Below are 19,135 nucleotides of genomic sequence, written 5' to 3'. Positions count from 1 at the left end.
AAAGATGAAAGTAACTCGCGCTTATGCCCCTGCTTCTATAGGTAATGTGAGCTTAGGTTTTGATGTATTAGGTGCCGCTTTACAGCCACTCGACGGCAGTGTACTTGGCGATGAAGTGATTGTGGCCGATGCTGACGCCTTTAAATTGGATGTGACTGGCCCGTTTGCGCACAAATTGCCGGGCGATGCCGACAGCAATATCGTGACGCGCTGCTATCATTACTTTTGCGAAAAAATGCAAACAAGTGGCAAGTCGGTGAACCCAGTTCAACTGACATTGCATAAAAATTTGCCTATCGGCAGTGGTTTGGGCTCTAGTGCGAGTTCGATTGTTGCCGCGTTTTATGGCTTGAATGCGCACTTTGATAAGCCTTTCGACGAGAACACCTTGTTGTTAATGATGGGCGAATTAGAAGGGCAAATCAGTGGTTCGATTCACTATGATAATGTGGCGCCTTGTTACTTAGGCGGCATGACGCTAATGACGGGCAACGATGATGCTGTTACGGCATCTTTACCGGTAGTGAAAACCTGGTATTGGGTAGTGTGTTATTCCGGCATTAGCGTGTCGACGGCGGCCGCACGGGATATTTTACCCAAGCAAGTGGAAATGAGTACGGCGTTGGCATTTGGTCGTCAGTTAGGTGTGTTTGTGCACGCCTTGTATCAAGATGACCATGCGCTCGCTGCAAGTGTGATGCAAGACGTAATTGCAGAACCCTATCGCAAATCCTTGCTGCCAGGCTTTGATGAAGCACGAGCGTTTAGCACCGAAAATGGCGCTATGGCATTCGGTATTTCTGGGTCTGGCCCAACGGTATTTGCCGTGTGCGACGATTACAAACAAGCGAATGTGATTGCTGACTGGTTGAATAGCAATTATGTTCAGAATGAAGATGGCTTTAGTCATGTCTGCCGTATCCCTGCCCAAGGGGCGAGCAGTCAGCAAGAAAATCAGTAAGGTATAGATTGTGGAATTGGTAAATCTAAAAGTCGCGGAAGAAAAAGTATCTTTCGCGCAAGCAGTTAAGCAAGGTTTAGGTCAACAACAGGGGTTATTCTTCCCGACCAGTATTCCCAAGCTGGATAATATTGATGCCTTGCTGGATACGCCTTTTGTACCACGCAGTATTGCGGTACTAAAAGCGCTTATTGGCGACGAGCTAGGCGACGGTGTTATTGAAGAGATTGTTGAAACTGCTTTTAACTTCCCTGCGGAAGTAGCCAAAGTCAAAGACGACGTGTACTCATTAGAGCTATTTCATGGCCCTACACTGGCATTTAAAGACTTTGGTGGTCGCTTTATGGCTCAGTGCTTGTCACGTATTAGTGACGGTGCGCCAATCACTATTCTTACCGCTACGTCAGGTGATACTGGCGCAGCAGTTGCCCATGCCTTCCACGGTATTGATAACATCAACGTAGTGATCTTGTTCCCGAAAGGCAAAATTAGCCAACTGCAGGAAAAGCTATTTACGACTTTGGGTGGCAATATTCATACGGTTGCGGTCGAGAGTGACTTTGATGCTTGTCAGGCGCTCGTAAAAACGGCGTTTGATGATCCAGACGTACGTGAAGGCTTGCACCTAAACTCAGCGAACTCTATCAATATTAGCCGTTTGCTTGCGCAGGTGTGCTACTACTTCGAAGCGATGGCGCAATTGCCGAAAGACAAGCGCGACCAATTGGTGGTGTCTGTACCTAGCGGTAACTTTGGTAATTTAACCGCGGGCATGATTGCCAAGTCTTTGGGATTGCCAATTAAGCGCTTTATTGCTGCCACTAACCTAAACGACACGGTACCGCGTTATCTGAAAACCGGTGAGTGGGCGCCTAAGCCGACTGTGGCTACGCTATCTAACGCGATGGATGTGAGCCAGCCGAATAACTGGCCTCGTATCGAAGCACTCATTGAGCAAGGTTATATCGACAAAGCGTGCTTGCGCGGTGAAACTGTTGATGAAGAAACCACGCAAATGGCGATGCGCCAACTTCAGCAACTCGGTTACACCAGTGAGCCTCACGCGGCGATTGCCTATCGCGCAGTCAGCCATGACCTTAACGAAGGTGAAGTGGGTATGTTCCTTGGAACGGCTCACCCTGCTAAGTTCCGTGAAACCGTTGAGAATGTATTAGGCCAGCCTTTAAGCTTGCCTAAACCACTTGCTGATTGTGCGGGTGAAGACAGCCTAGCGGTTGACCTACCTGCGGATTATGAGGCGTTAAAAGCGCACATGTTCTCAATTCTAAAAGGTGAGTAATGGCCACGTGGCACGACTCGCTATCTGAGCAAAAACAGGCGGAGTACTTTCTTCGCCTGATGTCCAAAGTTCAAGCTGAGCGCGATGCTGGTAAAACTATCTACCCGCCAGCTGATCAAGTATTCAACGCGTTAACCTATACCGAATTGAGCGACGTTAAGGTCGTGATATTAGGCCAAGATCCATATCATGGTCCAGGGCAAGCCCACGGCTTAAGTTTTTCTGTGCCTGAAGGCGTAAAAAAGCCACCTTCTCTAGTGAATATCTACAAGGCACTGGCGAGGGAATTCAACGATTTTACCATTCCTGAACACGGCAATTTACAAACCTGGGCCGAGCAGGGTGTGTTGTTACTCAATACGGTATTAACCGTGGAACAGGGTAAAGCCCACAGCCATGCGAAGTGGGGCTGGGAAACTTTCACTGATGCAGTGATAGATGCTGTTAACACCCATAACCAAGGTGTGGTGTTTTTATTGTGGGGCAGCCACGCGCAAAAGAAAGGCGCAAGGATAGATGCTAGCAAACACCATGTGCTAACTGCACCACATCCGTCTCCGCTATCAGCACATCGCGGATTCTTTGACTGTGGTCACTTTAGTCAGACAAACACACTACTTAGCCAGCAAGGGAAATCTCCCATTAGGTGGCAAGTATAAGCGTCGCTGAATCATTTCAACGAGCCCAGTGCATAAACAAATTCGGCCACCCCATGGGGTGGCCGAAACGTGTTTATCTTTCTAAGTCTTCTAGCTCAACATCGTAGAACGAATCGAATTCTGCGAGCTCTTTTTCAAGCCGGAATTTATCCTGAATAGCCTCAATCTCTCTCCACTTGCGCTTCTTACTTTTTGTTTTTGGACGTTCTTGTATGTCTAGCACTGCAAATAGATCTGAATTATCCACAGAGATCTCCTTGTTTCTACCGCTAACTGCAATAACCAGAGTACGAAAAGTACTCTAACTGATGTTTATCACACCGACATCGAAAATAAAATAGTTAGTTTTACTTTTTATTAACAAATTGTGACAGTGCGATGACAATCGCGGTGAACGTGGAGAGTATGAAGGCGCAGCACGATTGGGCTGCGCCAGTGGTAAGCTAATTAATTTGCACAAAAATTGTGCTAAATAATTTTTGCTACTTATTTTGGTGCATTAGCTGCCCTAAAGCGGGCGATTAATTGTTCAGTTGAACTGTCGAACTGGTTGTCGCCGGATTCACCTTGAATGCCTGCTAGTACTTGATTTCCGAGTACTTTACCTAGTTCAACCCCCCATTGATCGAAGGAATTAACCTGCCAGATCACACCCTGCACGAACACTTTATGTTCATACATTGCAACCAACGCGCCAAGTGTGAATGGGTCAAGCTTATCAAACATGATCGTATTGCTAGGCTTGTTACCAGGCATTGTTTTGTGCTGTGCTAGCTGGCTTTGTGCGTCTTTGTCTAGGCCTTTACCATCAAGGTCAGCGAAGCATTCTTCGAAGGTTTTACCCTGCATTAATGCCTGTGTTTGACCAAAGCAGTTCGACGCTAACATCGCATGATGCGTATCGTCTTGGTTTGGTACATTTAGGGGCAAAATAAAATCAGCAGGGATCAAAGTGGTGCCTTGGTGAATCAGCTGGTGGAAACTGTGCTGACCATTGGTGCCTTCACTTCCCCAAATGATAGGGCCGGTTTCGTAACTCACTACTTCACCGTTTTGTGTTACTTGCTTACCGTTACTCTCCATGTCTAACTGCTGAACATAAGCAGGTAAACCACGAAGGTAGTGGTAATAAGGCAGCATAACGTGAGACTGAGCACCGAAGAAGTTGCGATACCACACGCCTAATAGGGCGAGAAGTACAGGCATGTTTTCTTCAAGTGGGGCACTTTGGAAGTGCTCATCCATGGCGTATGCGCCGTCTAACAACCCTTTGTAGTTGTCAAAGCCCAAAGCCAATGAAATTGGCAAGCCAATAGCTGACCACAGTGAGTAACGGCCGCCGACCCAATCCCACATCGGGAAGATGTTTTCTTCGGCAATACCGAAATCTGTTGCTGCTTTCACGTTTGAAGATACGGCAACAAAGTGTTTCGCGATGTCTTCTTGCGTGCCACCTTGTTTCAAGAACCAGTCTTTCGCAGACAAGGTGTTTTGCAGTGTCTCTTGTGTCGAGAACGACTTCGATGACATGACAACCAAGGTTTCAGTGTGGTCAAGTTCAGACAATACGTCGTGAATGTGGCAACCATCTACGTTTGCTACAAAGTGCACTTTCACCGCGTCTGAGCGATAGGGCTTAAGCGCCTCAGTCATGATTTTAGGGCCCAAGAAAGAGCCGCCAATACCAATGCTGACTATGTGCTTAATCACTTTGCCTGTGTAACCCTTGTGCTCACCTGAGTGGATAGCATGGGTAAATGCTTTGATTTTTTCCTGTGTAGCCAATACTTCAGGCATTACATCTTCGCCGTCTACCATCACAGGTTTGCCAGAGAAGTTGCGCAAAGCAGTGTGCAATACTGCACGATTTTCAGTGTTGTTAATGCGTTCGCCCGCAAACATGGCGGCGCGATGCTTGTCTACACCACTTGCCGCAGCCAGTTTGGTGAGTGCAGAAAGTACTTCGTCTGTAACGCGGTTCTTAGAGTAATCTAAAAACAGGCCACAAGCTTGAAGCTGCATCTTGTCTGCACGTGACGGATCGGCAGCAAACCAATCGCGCATGTGTGCGTCTTTCACATTGTCAGCCAGTGCTGACAATGCTTGCCACTCTGGCTGGCTTGTCAAAGAAGTCATATGAGGTCCCTATGTTTAAATCAATCGAAATGTATTGTTAATATTGTATTATAATACGCCGAGTTTTTCTTTTAACATAGTCTCAAGTTTGTTCTGGTCAGCGGCAAAGTTGCGAATACCTTCAGATAATTTTTCTGTCGCCATTGCGTCTTCGTTCATTTCCCAGCGGAATTCTGTTTCACTTAACTTGGCACCAGGTTGTTCTGTTGCGCCTTTGTCCTCAAGTACAGGTGTTAGTTCGCCTGCTGTGTTTGCCAGTTCTTCTAATAGGTTAGGGCTAATAGTTAGGCGGTCACAGCCAGCAAGAGCAATGATCTCACCTGTGTTGCGGAAGCTTGCACCCATAACGATGGTTTTGTAACCATGTGCTTTGTAGAAGTTGTAGATGTTGGTAACAGATACTACACCTGGATCGTCTTCAGCAGTGTAATCGGTCTTGCCAGTGCTCTTTTTGTACCAGTCAAGAATACGACCAACGAATGGTGAAATAAGGAATGCACCGGCTTCAGCACATGCACGTGCTTGGGCAAAGCTGAACAGGAGAGTAAGGTTACAGTTAATGCCTTTCTTCTCTAGTACTTCAGCGGCTTTAATCCCTTCCCATGTAGAAGCAATTTTGATCAAGATACGAGACTTATCGATTCCCGCTTCTTTATAAAGTGCGACTAAGCGTTCTGCTTTTTCGATGGTAGCTTGAGTATCGAATGACAAACGCGCATCTACTTCTGTTGAGATACGACCAGGAATAACACCTGAGATTTCTTTACCAATTGCCACGGCAAGCTTGTCTGAAGCGTCGATCAACTGCTGAGCTGGGTCGTCAGACTGGCTTTTTGCCCACGCTACAGACTCGTCAATTAAGCTGGCGTACTGCGGTAGGCCCGCCGCTTTTAACATAAGCGAAGGATTGGTTGTAGCATCGACAGGTTGATAAGTTTTGATGGCTTCGATATCGCCCGTATCAGCGACAACGGTAGTTAGTTTTTTCAACGATTCTAATTGATTACTCATGTTGCTCTCTTTAAGTCTAAATTTTGACGTACGAAGATGTTGCGCTTAGCTTAGCGGCCAAGTATAGCGAACATATGACAAGCATTTTTTATGATTCTTATGGACGTGATGACCTTTTTTCAAGAGTGATGTTACTCACAGTTGTCATGTCCAATTTGTAGGGTATTGGTCGCGTTAACCAAAAACAGGCATACAGTGTAACCCATTCAACGCGTATTATTAACCTATAGAATTGTTTAAATGTTCTAATCGATTTTTCAGTCTAAAAATTAGTAATTAGAGTGGTATAATGAATCGAAATTAAATGAGGAGTTATTATGCTAGTTGTTGTCTCGCCAGCGAAAAATTTGGATTTTGAATCCCCCGTGCCCACACCCGAATATACACAGCCTGCTTTACTTGAACAGGCAGCGGAACTCGTAGACACGTGCCGTGAATTGTCGCCTGCTGATTTAGCTTCTCTGATGAGCATTAGTGATAAGTTGGCAACGCTAAATGCCAATCGTTTTGCTGAATGGTCTACGCCTTTTACACAAGACAACGCTCGCCAAGCTTTGTTTGCTTTTAACGGTGATGTTTACACCGGCCTTGATGCAGCCTCTCTATCCAAAGATGATATTGCGTATGCCCAATCTCACTTGCGTATTTTGTCTGGGCTATATGGTTTATTGAAGCCACTAGATTTGATGCAAGCATACCGATTGGAAATGGGGACTAAACTTGCTAACCCTAAAGGAAAAGATCTTTACACTTATTGGGGTTCCACGATTACCGCTGCGATTAACGACGCGCTGATTGCGCAAGGTGACAACGTACTGGTAAACCTGGCATCCAATGAATACTTTAAGTCAGTGAAGAAGAAAGACGTTGACGGCATGATCGTCACGCCGGTATTTAAAGACTGTAAAAATGGCCAATACAAAATTATCAGCTTTTACGCTAAGAAAGCGCGAGGCTTGATGGCGCGTTATATTATTCAAAACCAAGTAAAAGACGTTGACGGCTTAAAGGCTTTCGACACCGCGGGGTACCGCTTCAGTGAAGAGCAGAGTTCGGCTACTGAATTAGTATTTCTGCGCGACGAACAGGCATAACATACACTACACTCAAGGACGAGTTTAGACATTACAACACAGGGAATTGCTTTTATGTATACACTGTATGGTTGGGCGGCTACACGGTCGCTCCGCGTTGCTTGGACGTTGGAGGCCTTGTCGTTACCCTATAACTATGAGCCTATCAATTTACGTGCAGGCGAGCACCTTTCTGCGTCTTACCGCGCTATTAACCCCGCAGGTAAAGTACCATTTTTAAAAAGTAACGAAGTGTCGTTGTTTGAATCGGCCGCTATTATCACTTACTTGGCAGACAAACACGCACCGGGTGATTTAATTCCCAATGCAGGGACGCCGGCTCGCGCTGAATTAGAGCAGGTGATGTACTTTTTAGTAACGGAGCTAGAGCAGCCTCTTTGGAGTAAAGCTAAGCATACTTTCGCGTTACCTGAACACATCAGATTGCCTGCAATGCTGGAAACAGCTAACTGGGAATTTAAGCGGGCACTAAAAACCTTTGTTGGCTTATTAGGCGACAACCCTTACTTGTGTGGCGAGGGGTTTACCATCGCAGACATTGTTGCCGCTCACTTACTCACTTGGGCTACGGAAGCGTCGGTCGAAACCTTGCCTCCCCAAGTTGAGCGCTATCGCTTATCTATGATGAAACGCGATGCTTGTATTCGCGCCATAGAAAGAGAAAAAGCCGCCTGCAGTGTTAAGTAGCCGATTTCCGCTTGCAAGTTGATGGTTTTATCGCCATGCTGGTGTTTCTCTGACCAGTAATGATTAGGATAAACTCATGGAATTGGGGATGTTTTCACTGAGCTTGGCGGTGAAAGACATAGAAGCTTCGAAATCGTTTTACGAGGGTATTGGCTTCAATCTGTTGGAAAATTGTGGTTCTGTCGAAGACAAGTGGCTGATTATGAAAAATGGCACGACTATGATCGGGCTATTCGAAGGCATGTTTGAAGACAATATCTTAACCTTCAATCCAACCGACGTGCGAGCGATAGAGGCCCATTTAGCCAGTCAAGGTGTGGAAATTACAGTACCAGTAAAAGGTGACAGTGGTCCGGGCCATTGCATGGTGAAAGATCCTGATGGCAATGTGTTGATGTTTGATCAATTCTAGTTGTCTCATCCGGTGTAGAATTAAGAAAAGCGTAGACAGTCTGTCTGCGCTTTTTCTATGCTACCCGTCTGTTGCTGTTTGCTCAGTAGTTACCAATACTGCAGTAACCTAATTTGAGCTATTCTTTATTGAAATGGTTTATCTGAATTGACTATGAAACCACGCGTTAAAAAATCGCTTCGCAATTATTTCACCACAGTTGGTGTATTTGCGCATGTTGCTTTACTCGGAGCCTTAGTACTTGAACCCTCTATTGGCGAGCGTGTTTATCGAAAAGCCACAGACGTGATCTATACACAACTTAAAGAAAATGAAATTAAATCGCTTATCAAATTTGAGTCGGTTGCTGAAGAGCTTGAGGCGGTATTCAAGCCTTGGAAACCAGACCCGGCGTATCCCACAATCACGCAAACTCGTATAAATGGCAAGCCCGCCGGTGCCTTAGTTGATGCCGTTGCAGCACTACAGCGAGGCGACACCTTAGAGATTGCCGAAGGGGTGTACAATACTCCGTTTAAAATTACTACCGACGATGTCATTCTGATTGGCCGCGGTCATGTGGTTTTTCAAAACGCGGCCTTTGGTCGAAAGGCTTTTATTGTGAATCAAGCCAATAATGTGACCATTCGAAATATTGAGTGCCGTGGCGTCAATGTTCGCGATAAAAATGGAGCCTGTATTCGTCAAGAGGGCGCAGGGCTGACGTTGGAACATGTTTATTTTCACCACAGTGAAAATGGCGTGTTAGAGAATGGTCGAACAGCCGGGCCAATTATGATCAATGACAGTCGATTTGAGCGTCTTGGCAAAGCAGGGCGGGCGCACGGCATCTATACCGGTAAAGCCCCCTTACACATTTTTAATAGTTTGTTTATTGCCTCTAAAGATGAGGGGCATGCGATAAAAAGCCGGGGGCCGATCACCGAAATACGTCATTCTATTATTGCGTCGTTGTCGTCGGTTGATAGCCGTTTGATCGATGTGTCCAATGGCGGTCAGTTGATTGTCACCGATTCTATATTGCAACAAGGGCCGCTGTCGGCAAACCAACAAATGATCGGCTTTGGGTTAGAAGGCAGAAAGCATTCACAGAACGCCATTACCTTTACCGATAATCTCGTTCTTTTTGACCGTATAGGAACCGATGTGTTTCTAGGTCAGGACAAAGGCGAATTGCCTATTACTATTGAAGGGAATGTGTTTGTAGGTGAAGCGCAAATGCCAGAAATAGACAGCAGCAATATACAGTATGAATCTCGGGAAGCGCTTCCCATGGTGTCTTATCCTTACTTGCCGGAGTCTTACTGTTTAGACCCGCTTACTTGCATGATAAAACCGCATAGCTAGTTGGTAGTCATGTGCGCCAACGCATTGTTGGCGCACACAAGCTGGGTTATTCAACGTACATCTTTTGTTGGAAGTGAATTTTTTCGACCGTGTTACCGCGCTGCACTTCAATATCAAAGCGATATTGCTCTTGATCTCTAAATGACAGAGTGGCGAGGTAATAAATGGCATCGCCTTCCGTCACTTTCTTAAAACTCAAAGGTTTTGAGGTGCCAAGTAAATTACGCGCAACACCCGATACCGCGACATTTTGTGCCTCTAGCGACTCACTGTCTAAAACAGAAATGTTAACGATGGCATTGTATTTACTCCTAACAATGCCATAAGCACTAGCCACTTCTGGGGTTAAGAACGTGGTATCCACTACAACATAGTGAATATCCCAATCGCCCTTGACCATTTTCTGTTCTGCGTGTGAGTGGCTACTTAACACTATAGCGCCTAAAATTAACAGAGTGACAGAGAAAAGTCGTTTTAGCATACGCGTTAACCTCATCGGATAAAGTCACCCACTAAAATTTGCAAAAATTGCAGGCCGAGAATGGCAATCAATATCGACAGATCTAGCCCTCCAATAGGCGGAATTATTCTGCGGATCGGTGCTAAGAATGGCTCTGTCAATTGATACAAAACGTATTCGATGGGGCTTTGCCCTTGACTTACCCAGCTTAAAATAGCGCGTAAGATCAACACAAAGAACACCAACTTGAAGAACTCATGGAAAACTTGGAGCACTGCACCCATGGCCATCACAGCGAGTGGATAATGACGTCCAAATACCACGCTCACGGTGAGGAGCTTTAAAAAAGCGACCACCAAGGCGAGAACCAATGTTGCGGTATCGAACCGCCCGATTGAGGGAATGACTCTGCGTAAAGGCCCAACGATAGGGTGGGTGGCTTTAACGACAAATTGACTCATTGGATTATAAAAATCGGCACGAGCCCATTGCAGCCATAAGCGCAGCAAAACCACCATTAAATACAATTCAAATAATGTGGTAACGATAAAATACAACGCGTTCATTAAAAGGTTTCCTGATTAAAACTGCTTAGCCATTTCTTCGGCGCGATCAACGGCGGCTTGCATTGCCTTACCGACAATCTCTTCAATGCCCAAATCGATAAAGGTATTACAAGCTGCGGCTGTTGTGCCGCCTTTTGAAGTCACTTGAGCACGCAATTCGCTAAGTTCTAAGTCTTGATTTTTAACGACCATTTCTGCCGCGCCCAACATGGCTTGTTGCACCAGTTCACGGGCATCGTCTTTGTCAAAACCAAGCGCCATCGCTTTGTCTTGCATCGCTTGTAAAAACAAAAAGAAATAAGCAGGGCTACTGCCTGCGGCCGCTATCACGCCATTGATGTCGTCTTCTTTTTCTACCCAAAGTGTAGCACCCACACTGCCCATCACGTCGGCCACATAGTTTTTGTCTGCCTCTGTCACGCTTTCTTCTGCATACAAGCCCGACATGCCTTTGCCGAGCAAACTAGGGGTGTTTGGCATAATACGTACTACGGGGTAGTCTCCGCCAAGCATGGCTTGTAAACGCGCCACGGGTAAACCCGCTGCGATGGACATAAACAATTTGTCGTCAAAAGTGGCAACGGTTTGTAACTCTGCCAACATATCGCCCATAAGCTGTGGCTTTACCGACAACACGATAGCATCAGCAAATTCACAAGCTTCGGCATTATTCTGTGTTGTACGAATACCAAATTCTGCCGCTAGTTTGTCGAGTTTAGGTGTCGACGGGTTGCTTGCGATGATAGAATCCTTGTCGTATCCAGCATTAACTAATCCGCTAATAATGCTACGAGTCATATTGCCTGCGCCGATAAATGCCAATTTACGTTGTTGCATGTCACCTCATCTTATAACTTGTTTATTGATAGTTACGAGCACCAAAAATTGCTGTGCCTATTCGCACCATCGTCGAACCATGTGTAATGGCAGCTTCTACATCACTGCTCATTCCTACACTTAGGGTATCAAATCCACTCAATTTTGTCTGATATTCACGGAACAAAGTGGCCAGCGCTGTTAAGGTTGCCGCCTGCTTTGTTTCATCGTCTGTCGGAGCGGGTATCGCCATTAATCCCCTGAGTTTCAGGTTAGGCAAACCACTCACAATATCAACCAAGGCTGGTAATTCCGACGGGTGAATACCCGATTTAGTTGCCTCGTCGTCGATGTTTACCTGAATACACACGTTGAGTGGAGACAGTGTTTTTGGTCTCTGATCACTTAATCTGCGGGCGATTTTCTCGCGATCAATACTTTGCACCCAATTAAAGTGCTCAGCCACCAATTTAGTTTTGTTAGATTGAATTGGCCCAATCAAGTGCCACTCAATGTCAGTGAGGTCGCTAAGTTGCTGAATCTTATCAACCCCTTCCTGAATATAGTTTTCACCAAACATACGTTGTCCCGCTTCATACGCATGCTTGATATCAGATACGGGTTTGGTCTTGCTCACTGCGAGTAATTGCACAGAATGGGGAGGGCGTGCCGCCGCAACGGTTGCCTGTTCGATGGTTGCGTGTGCGCTTTTTAATCGATCTGCTATTGTTTCCATTAAACACCTTCTGACACGGAGAATTGGCTTTGGATATTACCGAACTTTTGGCTTTCAGTGTAAAGAATAAAGCGTCTGACTTACATTTGTCAGCCGGGCTGCCGCCGATTATTCGCGTTGACGGTGAAATGCGAAAGCTCAATGTTGACCCACTCGATCACAAACAAGTCCATGCGCTTATTTATGAGATTATGAATGACGGTCAAAGGAAGGAATACGAAGAAAGGTTGGAAACCGATTTTTCTTTCGAGGTGAAAAATTTATCGCGCTTCCGTGTGAATGCCTTTGTACAGAATCGAGGTGCCGCGGCTGTGTTGAGAACCATCCCCAGTGATGTGCTTACGCTAGAGCAATTGGGAGCGCCTGAAATTTTCAAACAAATTATCAATCAGCCCACAGGGATTGTACTTGTCACGGGCGCGACGGGTTCTGGTAAAAGTACCACGCTGGCGGCGATGATAGACCACATTAATACCTACAAGCGTGAGCATATTCTGACCATTGAAGATCCTATTGAATTTGTACATGACAACAAACTCAGTTTGATCAATCAACGCGAAGTGCATCGCGATACCCACAGTTTCTCTAATGCGTTGCGCTCGGCGCTACGTGAAGATCCCGATGTGATCTTAGTGGGTGAATTACGGGATTTAGAAACCATTCGGTTGGCGATTTCGGCGGCTGAAACCGGCCATTTAGTGTTTGGTACGCTACACACCAACTCAGCCCCAAAAACCATCGACCGTATTATTGACGTGTTCCCAGCAGAAGAAAAAGCCATGGTGCGCTCTATGTTGTCAGAATCGTTGCGCGCAGTCATATCTCAAACCCTACTAAAGAAAATTGGCGGTGGCCGTGTGGCCGCTCACGAGATCATGGTGGGTATTCCCGCGATTCGAAACTTGATCCGCGAAGACAAAGTGCCGCAAATGTACTCTGTTATTCAAACCGGGCAAGCCCATGGAATGCAAACCATGGATCAGTGCCTCCAGCGTTTAGTGGCAATGGGCGTGATCACGCAAGAAGATGCGGCGGCGAAGTCTATTGATAAGCAGCCTAAACCGGGTTTTTAAGGAGTGCATATGAATTTAGAAACTTGCCTCAGAGCGATGGTTGAACAAGGTGCTTCTGATCTGTTTGTAACCGTCGGCTTTCCCGTTAGCGCCAAAATTAATGGTCAGTTGACGCCGCTCACAGACAGTAAACTCAGTGAAGCCGATGCGCTGGCGCTGGTGCATGAAAGCATGACAGAAGCCCAGCAACACAGTTTCGCGACAGACAAAGAATGTAACTACGCCATTGCGCGTGAAGGCATTGGTCGATTTCGTTGCAGTGCCTTTTGGCAACGCGATCAAGCCGGTATGGTTGTAAGGCGGATCGTCACACAAATTCCCAAAGCCGACGACCTCGGGCTGCCTTCGGTGCTCAAAGACATTATTATGTCAAAACGCGGTTTGGTGTTGTTTGTCGGTGGTACCGGAACGGGTAAATCGACTTCATTGGCAGCGCTTATTGGTCATCGCAATCAGCATTCTCGCGGGCATATACTCACTATTGAAGACCCGATAGAGTTTGTGCATGAGCACAATAATTGTGTGGTGACCCAACGAGAGGTGGGCATAGACACACTCACCTTTGATGACGCTCTAAAGAGTTCGTTGCGTCAGGCTCCTGATGTTATTTTGATTGGTGAAATACGTTCCATGGAAACCATGGAATACGCCATGTCTTTCGCTGATACTGGGCATTTGTGTGTGGCAACATTACACGCGAATAATGCCAATCAAGCGATTGAGCGTATTATGCACCTCGCGCCAAAAGATATGCACGACAAGCTTAGGTTCGACCTTAGCTTGAATATACGTGCGATTGTTGCCCAGCAACTGGTACCGACCGTTGACGGCAAGGGACGAGTAGCGGCGATAGAGATCTTGTTGAACTCTCCGCTGGTTCGCGACTTAATTCAACGCAATGATATTGGCAGCTTGAAAGAAGCCATGCAAAAAGGCAAAGAGCAGGGGATGCAAAGTTTTGATATGGCGTTGTTCGACCTGTATAAGGCTAATCGGATCTCGCTGGAGCAAGCATTGCATCATGCTGACTCGCCAAATGATTTACGCTTAATGATTAAATTGGATAGTGGGTTAGGCAGTGAAACAGGTGATAAATCACTGGGATCATTGTCAGATGTGTCAATTGATATGGACTAGTAGCGATGATTAAAGTGTATGGTCATGGGGACCCGTTTATGATCCAGCAGGTGCGGAATATGTTGGACATGCGAGATGTTCCTTATCTGGTGAAAAATAGTTTCCTGTCTGGGGCTATGGGGGAACTACCACCTCATGAGCTCGAACAAGAAATTTGGCTCATGGACGATGAATGGTTCGCCAAAGTACAGGCTTGGTTAAATGAAATGGAAGGCGCCCCCAGCTTGCATGCTGATTGGTGCTGCTCAAGCTGCCAAGAGACCAATGGCAGCGCATTTGAAAGTTGTTGGCGTTGTGGCTACTCACCCGTTGATGACGAAGAAGTGGCGGCACAGGTGTAGTTAGTCGAACTGTTGCTCATACCAACTGGTGAAGATCACGCAAGCTGACACACTGTCAACTTTGCCTTTGGTGAGTTTTTTGTAGCCGCCCAGTTCAAATAACATGGCTTTAGCGTCAACGGTAGTGAGCCGTTCGTCGTAGGTGTCTACTGCCACACGAAAGCGGCCGTGCAAGCGGTTAGCAAACTTTTGTGCGCGCGCAGTCATGGGCTGCTCGGTGCCGTCCATATTCAACGGTAGGCCCACCACAACAATATGGGGTTGCCATTCCTGATAAATCTTTTCGATTTGATCCCAATCTGGAATGCCGTCATTGGCTTTCAACGCCGCTAGCGGCGCCGCGGTGCCTGTGACTTCTTGACCAACGGCAACACCAATACTTTTGGTGCCGAAATCAAACGCGAGTACCGTGCGTTGACCTAACTCAGGCATGACCCGAATCCGGTGTTAATTGCCATACATCCACACCTAGCTTTTTCACGGCAGATTCCCACCGTTTATGGATAGGCGTGTTAAATAGAATATCGGTGTCTGCTTCCACAGTCAGCCAGGCATTGTCTTGCAATTCCTGTTCAAGCTGCCCAGCTGTCCAGCCCGCATAGCCTAATGTAATTATGGCTTTATCTGGTCCTTTGTCATTGCCTAATGCCGACAGAATATCTTTAGACGTAGTGACCATAATCTCAGGCGTTAACGATAAACTTGAGCTCCACCCTGATTGAGTTGAGTGCAAAATAAAGCCCCGCTCTTGGCTCACAGGCCCGCCTGATAAAATAATTTGCTCAGCTTTGTCTGGGTCAACCACCGCGTCTTTATCGGTTTGCTCAAGTAGCTCTTTGAGGTTCATGTTAGTGGGTTGGTTAATCACTAACCCCATCGCGCCCTCGGCGTTGTGCTCGCAAATATAAGTGAGTGACCGAGTAAAGTATGGGTCGTCCAAGGTGGGCATTGCTATGAGAAAATGATTTTCCAGACTTCTAAGTTCTGTCATTTATGCTTATTCCTTAGTCGACAACTTGCGCTCAATAGCATCAAACAGTTTAGCAATAATATTAATATCGTACTGTGCTTCTATTTCACGTACACAGGTGGGGCTGGTAACGTTGATTTCAGTTACGCGATCGCCGATAACATCTAGACCGACAAATAATAAGCCTTTTTCTTTCAGTTTGGGGGCAATCGTTTCGGCAATGCGGCGGTCGCTTTCACTCAATGGCTGAGGTCTGCCAGTACCGCCAGCGGCTAAGTTTCCGCGGGTTTCGCCTTTGCTGGGTAAACGCGCCAATACGTAAGGCATGGGTTCACCATCCACAATCAAGATACGTTTGTCGCCGTCTTTAATCGCCGGCAAGTATTCTTGCACCATCATCTGCTCTTGGCCTTTGTTGGTGATGGTTTCTATGATCACGCCTAAATTAGTGCCAGAGGGTTCAACGCGGAAAATCGACGCGCCGCCCATTCCATCCAAGGGTTTGCAAATAATGTCACCGTGTTTTTTGTGGAACGCTTTTACAAGGTCCGCATTGCGAGTGACTAAGGTGGCAGGAATAAGCTCAGGGAACCACGAGGTAAAGAGTTTTTCATTAAAGTCACGCAGGCTTTGCGGACGGTTCACTACCAAGCTGCCGCCTTCTTCGGCAAGGCCTAAGATGTGCGTTGCGTAAAGAAACTCACTGTCGAACGGCGGGTCTTTTCGCATTAACAATACGTTGATTTCACTGAGCTTCATCGGCGTGACGTCACCCAATGTATAGAAATCAGTAGGTTGGTCTTTTACGGTTACTGTACGCGCTAACCCCATAGCAACACCGTTGTCGATGTACAGGTCTGCCTGTTCAAAGTAGTACACCGTTAGCCCGCGCTTTTGCGCTTCGAGAATCATGGCAAAACTGGTGTCTTTCTTGGTGTTGACTGCTGAAATAGGGTCCATTACGACCCCAACTGAGTAGCTCATACTATTTTCCAAAACCGTTGAATTAGTGTGTATATGGCGTTTTATACCGGAAAATCAACCGTTATTCAGCAATGAATAGCGGCTGATATCTCGCTAACTAGGGGCAAGATTTTGCGCCACTGTGAATTATAAATCGCCGTGCATCGACTGTAAGATACTCACCGTTGCGATTGCTGCGGTTTCTGTGCGTAAAATACGCGGCCCCAATGTGGTTGATAAAAAGCCGTTTTCAGAAGCTTGGTGCACTTCAGTTTCAGATAGCCCACCTTCAGGCCCAATTAATAAGCGATAGCCTTGGGTATTGTATTCTACATTACCAAACCGTTTCTCTGCTGTTGGAGACAAGGTCAGGCGTGTGGCTTTTGTCGATTCGGCAAGCCATTGGTTAAGTGCTACAGGGTCATGTAATACCGGCAGCGTATTACGCCCACATTGTTCACATGCCGAAATGATAATTTTTTGCCATTGGGCGTGTTTTTTTTCCCAACGTGATGGGTCGAGTTTTACCGCACAACGCTCAGTGATTAATGGCGTAATTTCGGTTACGCCTAGCTCAACGCTTTTTTGCAGTACGGTATCCATTCGGTCACCTTTAGACACACCTTGGCCGAGGTGTATAGGTAGCGGTGATTGAGGGTCGATTCTTAATTGTGCGTCTATCTCAACTTCAACTACTTTGCGGCTTACGCTAATTAATTCGCCGCTGTACTCATTGCCGTCGCCGTTGAATAACACCACTGGGTGGCCTGGTTTTAAACGCAGCACATTTCCCACGTGATGAGCCGCGTCTTGCGATAACGCAAAGGTTTCCTCAAGAGGAATATGAGAAGGGTGAAAGAGTCTAGGTACCCGCATGAACAACCTTAAGAAAGTTTTGATATCAGCGGTATTTTAACGATAGGTAGCGACACTGCGCAAACACTTCGCCATATTCTCGTGATATGACGAAGTAAATCGCATACTTATACGGTGGTTGGGTAACCGTTATCGCTTATTTCGACTGGATCGTCATCGCTTGTTGAGCACGACGTGCGTGTACTGTGTTTTTACCCTTATCAGTAGTAAGTGCAAAAGCCAAAATTCCGCCAACAATGCCAAGTGCTGAGATGAGTACCAACATAACGTTTCCTATCAGTAATAAATTAAGTATGGTCTGTTAATACCTAATATTATTTTGCCGCACTGATTTTTAAACAGTTTTGCCCATACTTAGGTATTTAAAGTAATACAGAAGCTCGGGCGGTGGGAAACCGACTACTCTGTAACAAGGCGGTATTGTCGTGATTTCATTAAGTTGTCGTTGCAAGACGATGTGATATATTGCTACCGTGAATACACTCAACGGATACACACACACGTGTGTGCCTGCAACTTCGCTAGTCGGCTTCCCGGCCAGTTCAGCGCGTACAACAAGAAGGACTATTCTATGCTTACAGCCGATCAAATCGACGGTTATATAAACGATTACGCCGTGCCATGGGCGATCAATATCTTTTTCGCTCTCGCTATTTTTGTTATTGGTCGCATAGTGGTTGGCCTCATCATGTCGATGTTTGGCAAGGTTATGTCAAAGTCGAAATATGACCCAATGCTAATAGACTTTTTGAAGTCGATTCTCAACGCCGTATTGATGTTGTTTGTTATTGTGGCGTCGCTTAATGAGCTTGGTGTTGATACAACGTCGTTGGTTGCTATTTTAGGTGCAGCAGGCCTTGCCATTGGTCTGTCGTTACAAGACTCACTGAAAAACTTCGCTGCTGGTGTCATGCTATTGGTATTTAAACCTTTTAAAGCGGGAGACTTTGTCGAAGCCGGGGGAACCTCGGGTACGGTGAAGAATATTGGTATTTTTACCACGATCATGACAACGCCAGATAACAAAGAAATCATAGTGCCGAATGGCTCTATTTATGGCGACAACATCACCAACTATTCAGCGAAGCCAACGCGCCGTGTAGATTTTGTTTTTGGTATTGGCTACGGCGATGACCTGTTGAAAGCCAAAAATGTGTTGCAGCAAATTATTGCGGAAGACCCACGAGTATTACCAGAACCTGAGCCGCGTATTGCTGTGTCAGAACTGGGCGACAGCAGTGTTAACTTTGTTGTTAGACCATGGGTGAAATCAGAAGATTTTTGGGATGTGAAATTCGACATTACCGAAAAAGTGAAATTGCGCTTTGACGAGGAAGGTATCTCAATTCCGTTCCCTCAAATGGATGTGCATTTACACAGAGAAGAACCTGAAGAAAAAGCAGAAGCTAACGAAAGCAAATAAGCGTTAGACATTATGGAAAAAGCTCGACCGTGTTCATTGAACACTGTGGTCGAGCTTTTTTTTATGTGACCGGTCGCGAAGCGACAGAACACCACGGGTTTACCCGTGGATGAATGAGTCCGAGGCCTGTATGCTACGAAGATGGAAGTACGAGTCTCATCACATGG

General features: G+C 46.2%; 23 protein-coding genes. 11 read left to right on the top strand and 12 right to left on the bottom strand.

Going from position 1 to position 19,135, the window contains the following annotated elements:
* Positions 1 to 4: 4 nt before the first annotated feature.
* From thrB to ung, 3 genes are read left to right on the top strand one after another with little or no spacing between them, the layout of a single operon-like run.
* Positions 5 to 961: a homoserine kinase gene (gene thrB, locus ACXAH6_RS11075; RefSeq protein WP_474876815.1), complete on the top strand. Its 957-nt coding sequence runs from the start codon at positions 5 to 7 to the stop codon at positions 959 to 961.
* Positions 962 to 971: 10 nt separating this feature from the next.
* Positions 972 to 2,261 carry a threonine synthase gene (gene thrC, locus ACXAH6_RS11070; protein WP_474876813.1) on the top strand — a complete coding sequence of 430 codons (1,290 nt, stop codon included), beginning with the start codon at positions 972 to 974 and terminating at the stop codon, positions 2,259 to 2,261.
* A complete protein-coding gene (ung, locus tag ACXAH6_RS11065) occupies positions 2,261 to 2,920 on the top strand; it encodes a uracil-DNA glycosylase (RefSeq protein WP_474876811.1) in 660 nt (219 codons plus the stop codon). Before thrC ends, ung begins: the two co-directional genes overlap by 1 nt.
* A 73-nt stretch (positions 2,921 to 2,993) precedes the next feature.
* Here ung and ACXAH6_RS11060 read toward each other — a convergent pair whose 3' ends face one another.
* The 3 genes from ACXAH6_RS11060 to tal all read right to left on the bottom strand — a co-directional run bounded on the left by ACXAH6_RS11060 (position 2,994) and on the right by tal (position 6,067).
* The gene (locus ACXAH6_RS11060; RefSeq protein ID WP_474876810.1) at positions 2,994 to 3,167 is read right to left on the bottom strand and encodes a DUF3545 family protein; all 174 of its coding nucleotides are present in this window, start codon (positions 3,165 to 3,167) and stop codon (positions 2,994 to 2,996) included.
* A 239-nt stretch (positions 3,168 to 3,406) separates the two neighbouring features.
* Complete coding sequence (gene pgi / locus ACXAH6_RS11055; RefSeq protein ID WP_474876808.1) at positions 3,407 to 5,056, bottom strand: glucose-6-phosphate isomerase; 1,650 nt, start codon at positions 5,054 to 5,056, stop codon at positions 3,407 to 3,409.
* A gap of 48 nt (positions 5,057 to 5,104) precedes the next feature.
* A complete protein-coding gene (gene tal / locus ACXAH6_RS11050) occupies positions 5,105 to 6,067 on the bottom strand; it encodes a transaldolase (RefSeq protein WP_474876806.1) in 963 nt (320 codons plus the stop codon).
* 317 nt (positions 6,068 to 6,384) lie between these two features.
* Between tal and yaaA the strand changes: the two genes are divergently transcribed.
* From yaaA to ACXAH6_RS11030, 4 genes are all read left to right on the top strand, one after another.
* On the top strand, positions 6,385 to 7,161 hold the full coding sequence (yaaA, locus tag ACXAH6_RS11045; protein WP_474876804.1) for a peroxide stress protein YaaA: 777 nt from the start codon (positions 6,385 to 6,387) through the stop codon (positions 7,159 to 7,161).
* 54 nt (positions 7,162 to 7,215) lie between these two features.
* Positions 7,216 to 7,848 (top strand): glutathione S-transferase family protein, encoded by a 633-nt coding sequence (locus ACXAH6_RS11040; RefSeq protein ID WP_474876802.1) that lies wholly within the window; start codon positions 7,216 to 7,218, stop codon positions 7,846 to 7,848.
* A 76-nt stretch (positions 7,849 to 7,924) separates the two neighbouring features.
* Positions 7,925 to 8,260, top strand: a complete 336-nt coding sequence (locus ACXAH6_RS11035) for a VOC family protein (RefSeq protein WP_474876801.1) — start codon at positions 7,925 to 7,927, stop codon at positions 8,258 to 8,260.
* A gap of 153 nt (positions 8,261 to 8,413) precedes the next feature.
* Positions 8,414 to 9,607: a hypothetical protein gene (locus tag ACXAH6_RS11030; RefSeq protein WP_474876799.1), complete on the top strand. Its 1,194-nt coding sequence runs from the start codon at positions 8,414 to 8,416 to the stop codon at positions 9,605 to 9,607.
* 46 nt (positions 9,608 to 9,653) lie between these two features.
* Here the strand turns inward: ACXAH6_RS11030 and ACXAH6_RS11025 are convergent, their stop codons facing one another.
* Genes ACXAH6_RS11025 through ACXAH6_RS11010 form a run of 4 tightly spaced genes read right to left on the bottom strand, consistent with a single transcriptional unit; the run spans position 9,654 to position 12,185 of the window.
* A complete protein-coding gene (locus ACXAH6_RS11025) occupies positions 9,654 to 10,088 on the bottom strand; it encodes a DUF4426 domain-containing protein (RefSeq protein ID WP_474876798.1) in 435 nt (144 codons plus the stop codon).
* Between the two features lie 11 nt (positions 10,089 to 10,099).
* On the bottom strand, positions 10,100 to 10,633 hold the full coding sequence (locus ACXAH6_RS11020) for a YggT family protein (protein ID WP_474876796.1): 534 nt from the start codon (positions 10,631 to 10,633) through the stop codon (positions 10,100 to 10,102).
* Positions 10,634 to 10,648: 15 nt separating this feature from the next.
* Positions 10,649 to 11,470 (bottom strand): pyrroline-5-carboxylate reductase, encoded by an 822-nt coding sequence (proC, locus tag ACXAH6_RS11015; protein WP_474876794.1) that lies wholly within the window; start codon positions 11,468 to 11,470, stop codon positions 10,649 to 10,651.
* Positions 11,471 to 11,492: 22 nt separating this feature from the next.
* Complete coding sequence (locus tag ACXAH6_RS11010; RefSeq protein ID WP_474876792.1) at positions 11,493 to 12,185, bottom strand: YggS family pyridoxal phosphate-dependent enzyme; 693 nt, start codon at positions 12,183 to 12,185, stop codon at positions 11,493 to 11,495.
* Between the two features lie 29 nt (positions 12,186 to 12,214).
* Here ACXAH6_RS11010 and ACXAH6_RS11005 point away from each other — a divergent pair, with 29 nt between their 5' ends.
* The 3 genes from ACXAH6_RS11005 to ACXAH6_RS10995 are packed head-to-tail and all read left to right on the top strand — an operon-like array spanning position 12,215 to position 14,736.
* Positions 12,215 to 13,258: a type IV pilus twitching motility protein PilT gene (locus tag ACXAH6_RS11005; protein WP_474876791.1), complete on the top strand. Its 1,044-nt coding sequence runs from the start codon at positions 12,215 to 12,217 to the stop codon at positions 13,256 to 13,258.
* A gap of 9 nt (positions 13,259 to 13,267) precedes the next feature.
* Positions 13,268 to 14,395 (top strand): PilT/PilU family type 4a pilus ATPase, encoded by a 1,128-nt coding sequence (locus ACXAH6_RS11000; RefSeq protein ID WP_474876789.1) that lies wholly within the window; start codon positions 13,268 to 13,270, stop codon positions 14,393 to 14,395.
* Between the two features lie 5 nt (positions 14,396 to 14,400).
* The gene (locus ACXAH6_RS10995; protein WP_474876788.1) at positions 14,401 to 14,736 is read left to right on the top strand and encodes a putative signal transducing protein; all 336 of its coding nucleotides are present in this window, start codon (positions 14,401 to 14,403) and stop codon (positions 14,734 to 14,736) included.
* On the opposite strand, the gene ruvX is transcribed toward ACXAH6_RS10995, so the two are convergent.
* From ruvX to ACXAH6_RS10970, 5 genes are all read right to left on the bottom strand, one after another.
* On the bottom strand, positions 14,737 to 15,168 hold the full coding sequence (gene ruvX / locus ACXAH6_RS10990; protein ID WP_474876786.1) for a Holliday junction resolvase RuvX: 432 nt from the start codon (positions 15,166 to 15,168) through the stop codon (positions 14,737 to 14,739). It lies immediately after the preceding gene.
* Positions 15,161 to 15,727 carry a YqgE/AlgH family protein gene (locus tag ACXAH6_RS10985; RefSeq protein ID WP_474876784.1) on the bottom strand — a complete coding sequence of 189 codons (567 nt, stop codon included), beginning with the start codon at positions 15,725 to 15,727 and terminating at the stop codon, positions 15,161 to 15,163. The genes ruvX and ACXAH6_RS10985 overlap by 8 nt, the downstream gene beginning before the upstream one ends.
* Before the next feature lie 6 nt (positions 15,728 to 15,733).
* The gene (gshB, locus tag ACXAH6_RS10980) at positions 15,734 to 16,690 is read right to left on the bottom strand and encodes a glutathione synthase (RefSeq protein WP_474876782.1); all 957 of its coding nucleotides are present in this window, start codon (positions 16,688 to 16,690) and stop codon (positions 15,734 to 15,736) included.
* 126 nt (positions 16,691 to 16,816) lie between these two features.
* Positions 16,817 to 17,545 (bottom strand): 16S rRNA (uracil(1498)-N(3))-methyltransferase, encoded by a 729-nt coding sequence (locus ACXAH6_RS10975; RefSeq protein WP_474876780.1) that lies wholly within the window; start codon positions 17,543 to 17,545, stop codon positions 16,817 to 16,819.
* 136 nt (positions 17,546 to 17,681) lie between these two features.
* Positions 17,682 to 17,810: a hypothetical protein gene (locus ACXAH6_RS10970; RefSeq protein ID WP_474876779.1), complete on the bottom strand. Its 129-nt coding sequence runs from the start codon at positions 17,808 to 17,810 to the stop codon at positions 17,682 to 17,684.
* A 306-nt stretch (positions 17,811 to 18,116) separates the two neighbouring features.
* Here ACXAH6_RS10970 and ACXAH6_RS10965 point away from each other — a divergent pair, with 306 nt between their 5' ends.
* Positions 18,117 to 18,968: a mechanosensitive ion channel family protein gene (locus ACXAH6_RS10965; protein ID WP_474876777.1), complete on the top strand. Its 852-nt coding sequence runs from the start codon at positions 18,117 to 18,119 to the stop codon at positions 18,966 to 18,968.
* Positions 18,969 to 19,135 lie beyond the last annotated feature (167 nt).

This window comes from Alteromonas sp. ABE4_545 (assembly GCF_056161325.1).
The sequence above is the reverse complement of the archived record's forward strand: the minus strand, read 5'-3'. Positions and strand labels throughout refer to the sequence as shown.

Excerpts from the sequence above, each read along its gene's own strand:
- thrB (WP_474876815.1), top strand. The coding sequence starts at position 5 with ATGAAAGTAACTCGCGCTTATGCCCCTGCTTCTATAGGTAATGTGAGC.
- ung (WP_474876811.1), top strand. The coding sequence starts at position 2,261 with ATGGCCACGTGGCACGACTCGCTATCTGAGCAAAAACAGGCGGAGTAC.
- pgi (WP_474876808.1), bottom strand. The coding sequence starts at position 5,056 with ATGACTTCTTTGACAAGCCAGCCAGAGTGGCAAGCATTGTCAGCACTG.
- tal (WP_474876806.1), bottom strand. The coding sequence starts at position 6,067 with ATGAGTAATCAATTAGAATCGTTGAAAAAACTAACTACCGTTGTCGCT.
- yaaA (WP_474876804.1), top strand. The coding sequence starts at position 6,385 with ATGCTAGTTGTTGTCTCGCCAGCGAAAAATTTGGATTTTGAATCCCCC.
- ACXAH6_RS11040 (WP_474876802.1), top strand. The coding sequence starts at position 7,216 with ATGTATACACTGTATGGTTGGGCGGCTACACGGTCGCTCCGCGTTGCT.
- ACXAH6_RS11035 (WP_474876801.1), top strand. The coding sequence starts at position 7,925 with ATGGAATTGGGGATGTTTTCACTGAGCTTGGCGGTGAAAGACATAGAA.
- ACXAH6_RS11030 (WP_474876799.1), top strand. The coding sequence starts at position 8,414 with ATGAAACCACGCGTTAAAAAATCGCTTCGCAATTATTTCACCACAGTT.
- ACXAH6_RS11025 (WP_474876798.1), bottom strand. The coding sequence starts at position 10,088 with ATGCTAAAACGACTTTTCTCTGTCACTCTGTTAATTTTAGGCGCTATA.
- ACXAH6_RS11020 (WP_474876796.1), bottom strand. The coding sequence starts at position 10,633 with ATGAACGCGTTGTATTTTATCGTTACCACATTATTTGAATTGTATTTA.
- proC (WP_474876794.1), bottom strand. The coding sequence starts at position 11,470 with ATGCAACAACGTAAATTGGCATTTATCGGCGCAGGCAATATGACTCGT.
- ACXAH6_RS11010 (WP_474876792.1), bottom strand. The coding sequence starts at position 12,185 with ATGGAAACAATAGCAGATCGATTAAAAAGCGCACACGCAACCATCGAA.
- ACXAH6_RS11000 (WP_474876789.1), top strand. The coding sequence starts at position 13,268 with ATGAATTTAGAAACTTGCCTCAGAGCGATGGTTGAACAAGGTGCTTCT.
- ACXAH6_RS10995 (WP_474876788.1), top strand. The coding sequence starts at position 14,401 with ATGATTAAAGTGTATGGTCATGGGGACCCGTTTATGATCCAGCAGGTG.
- ruvX (WP_474876786.1), bottom strand. The coding sequence starts at position 15,168 with ATGCCTGAGTTAGGTCAACGCACGGTACTCGCGTTTGATTTCGGCACC.
- ACXAH6_RS10985 (WP_474876784.1), bottom strand. The coding sequence starts at position 15,727 with ATGACAGAACTTAGAAGTCTGGAAAATCATTTTCTCATAGCAATGCCC.
- gshB (WP_474876782.1), bottom strand. The coding sequence starts at position 16,690 with ATGAGCTACTCAGTTGGGGTCGTAATGGACCCTATTTCAGCAGTCAAC.
- ACXAH6_RS10975 (WP_474876780.1), bottom strand. The coding sequence starts at position 17,545 with ATGCGGGTACCTAGACTCTTTCACCCTTCTCATATTCCTCTTGAGGAA.
- ACXAH6_RS10970 (WP_474876779.1), bottom strand. The coding sequence starts at position 17,810 with ATGTTGGTACTCATCTCAGCACTTGGCATTGTTGGCGGAATTTTGGCT.
- ACXAH6_RS10965 (WP_474876777.1), top strand. The coding sequence starts at position 18,117 with ATGCTTACAGCCGATCAAATCGACGGTTATATAAACGATTACGCCGTG.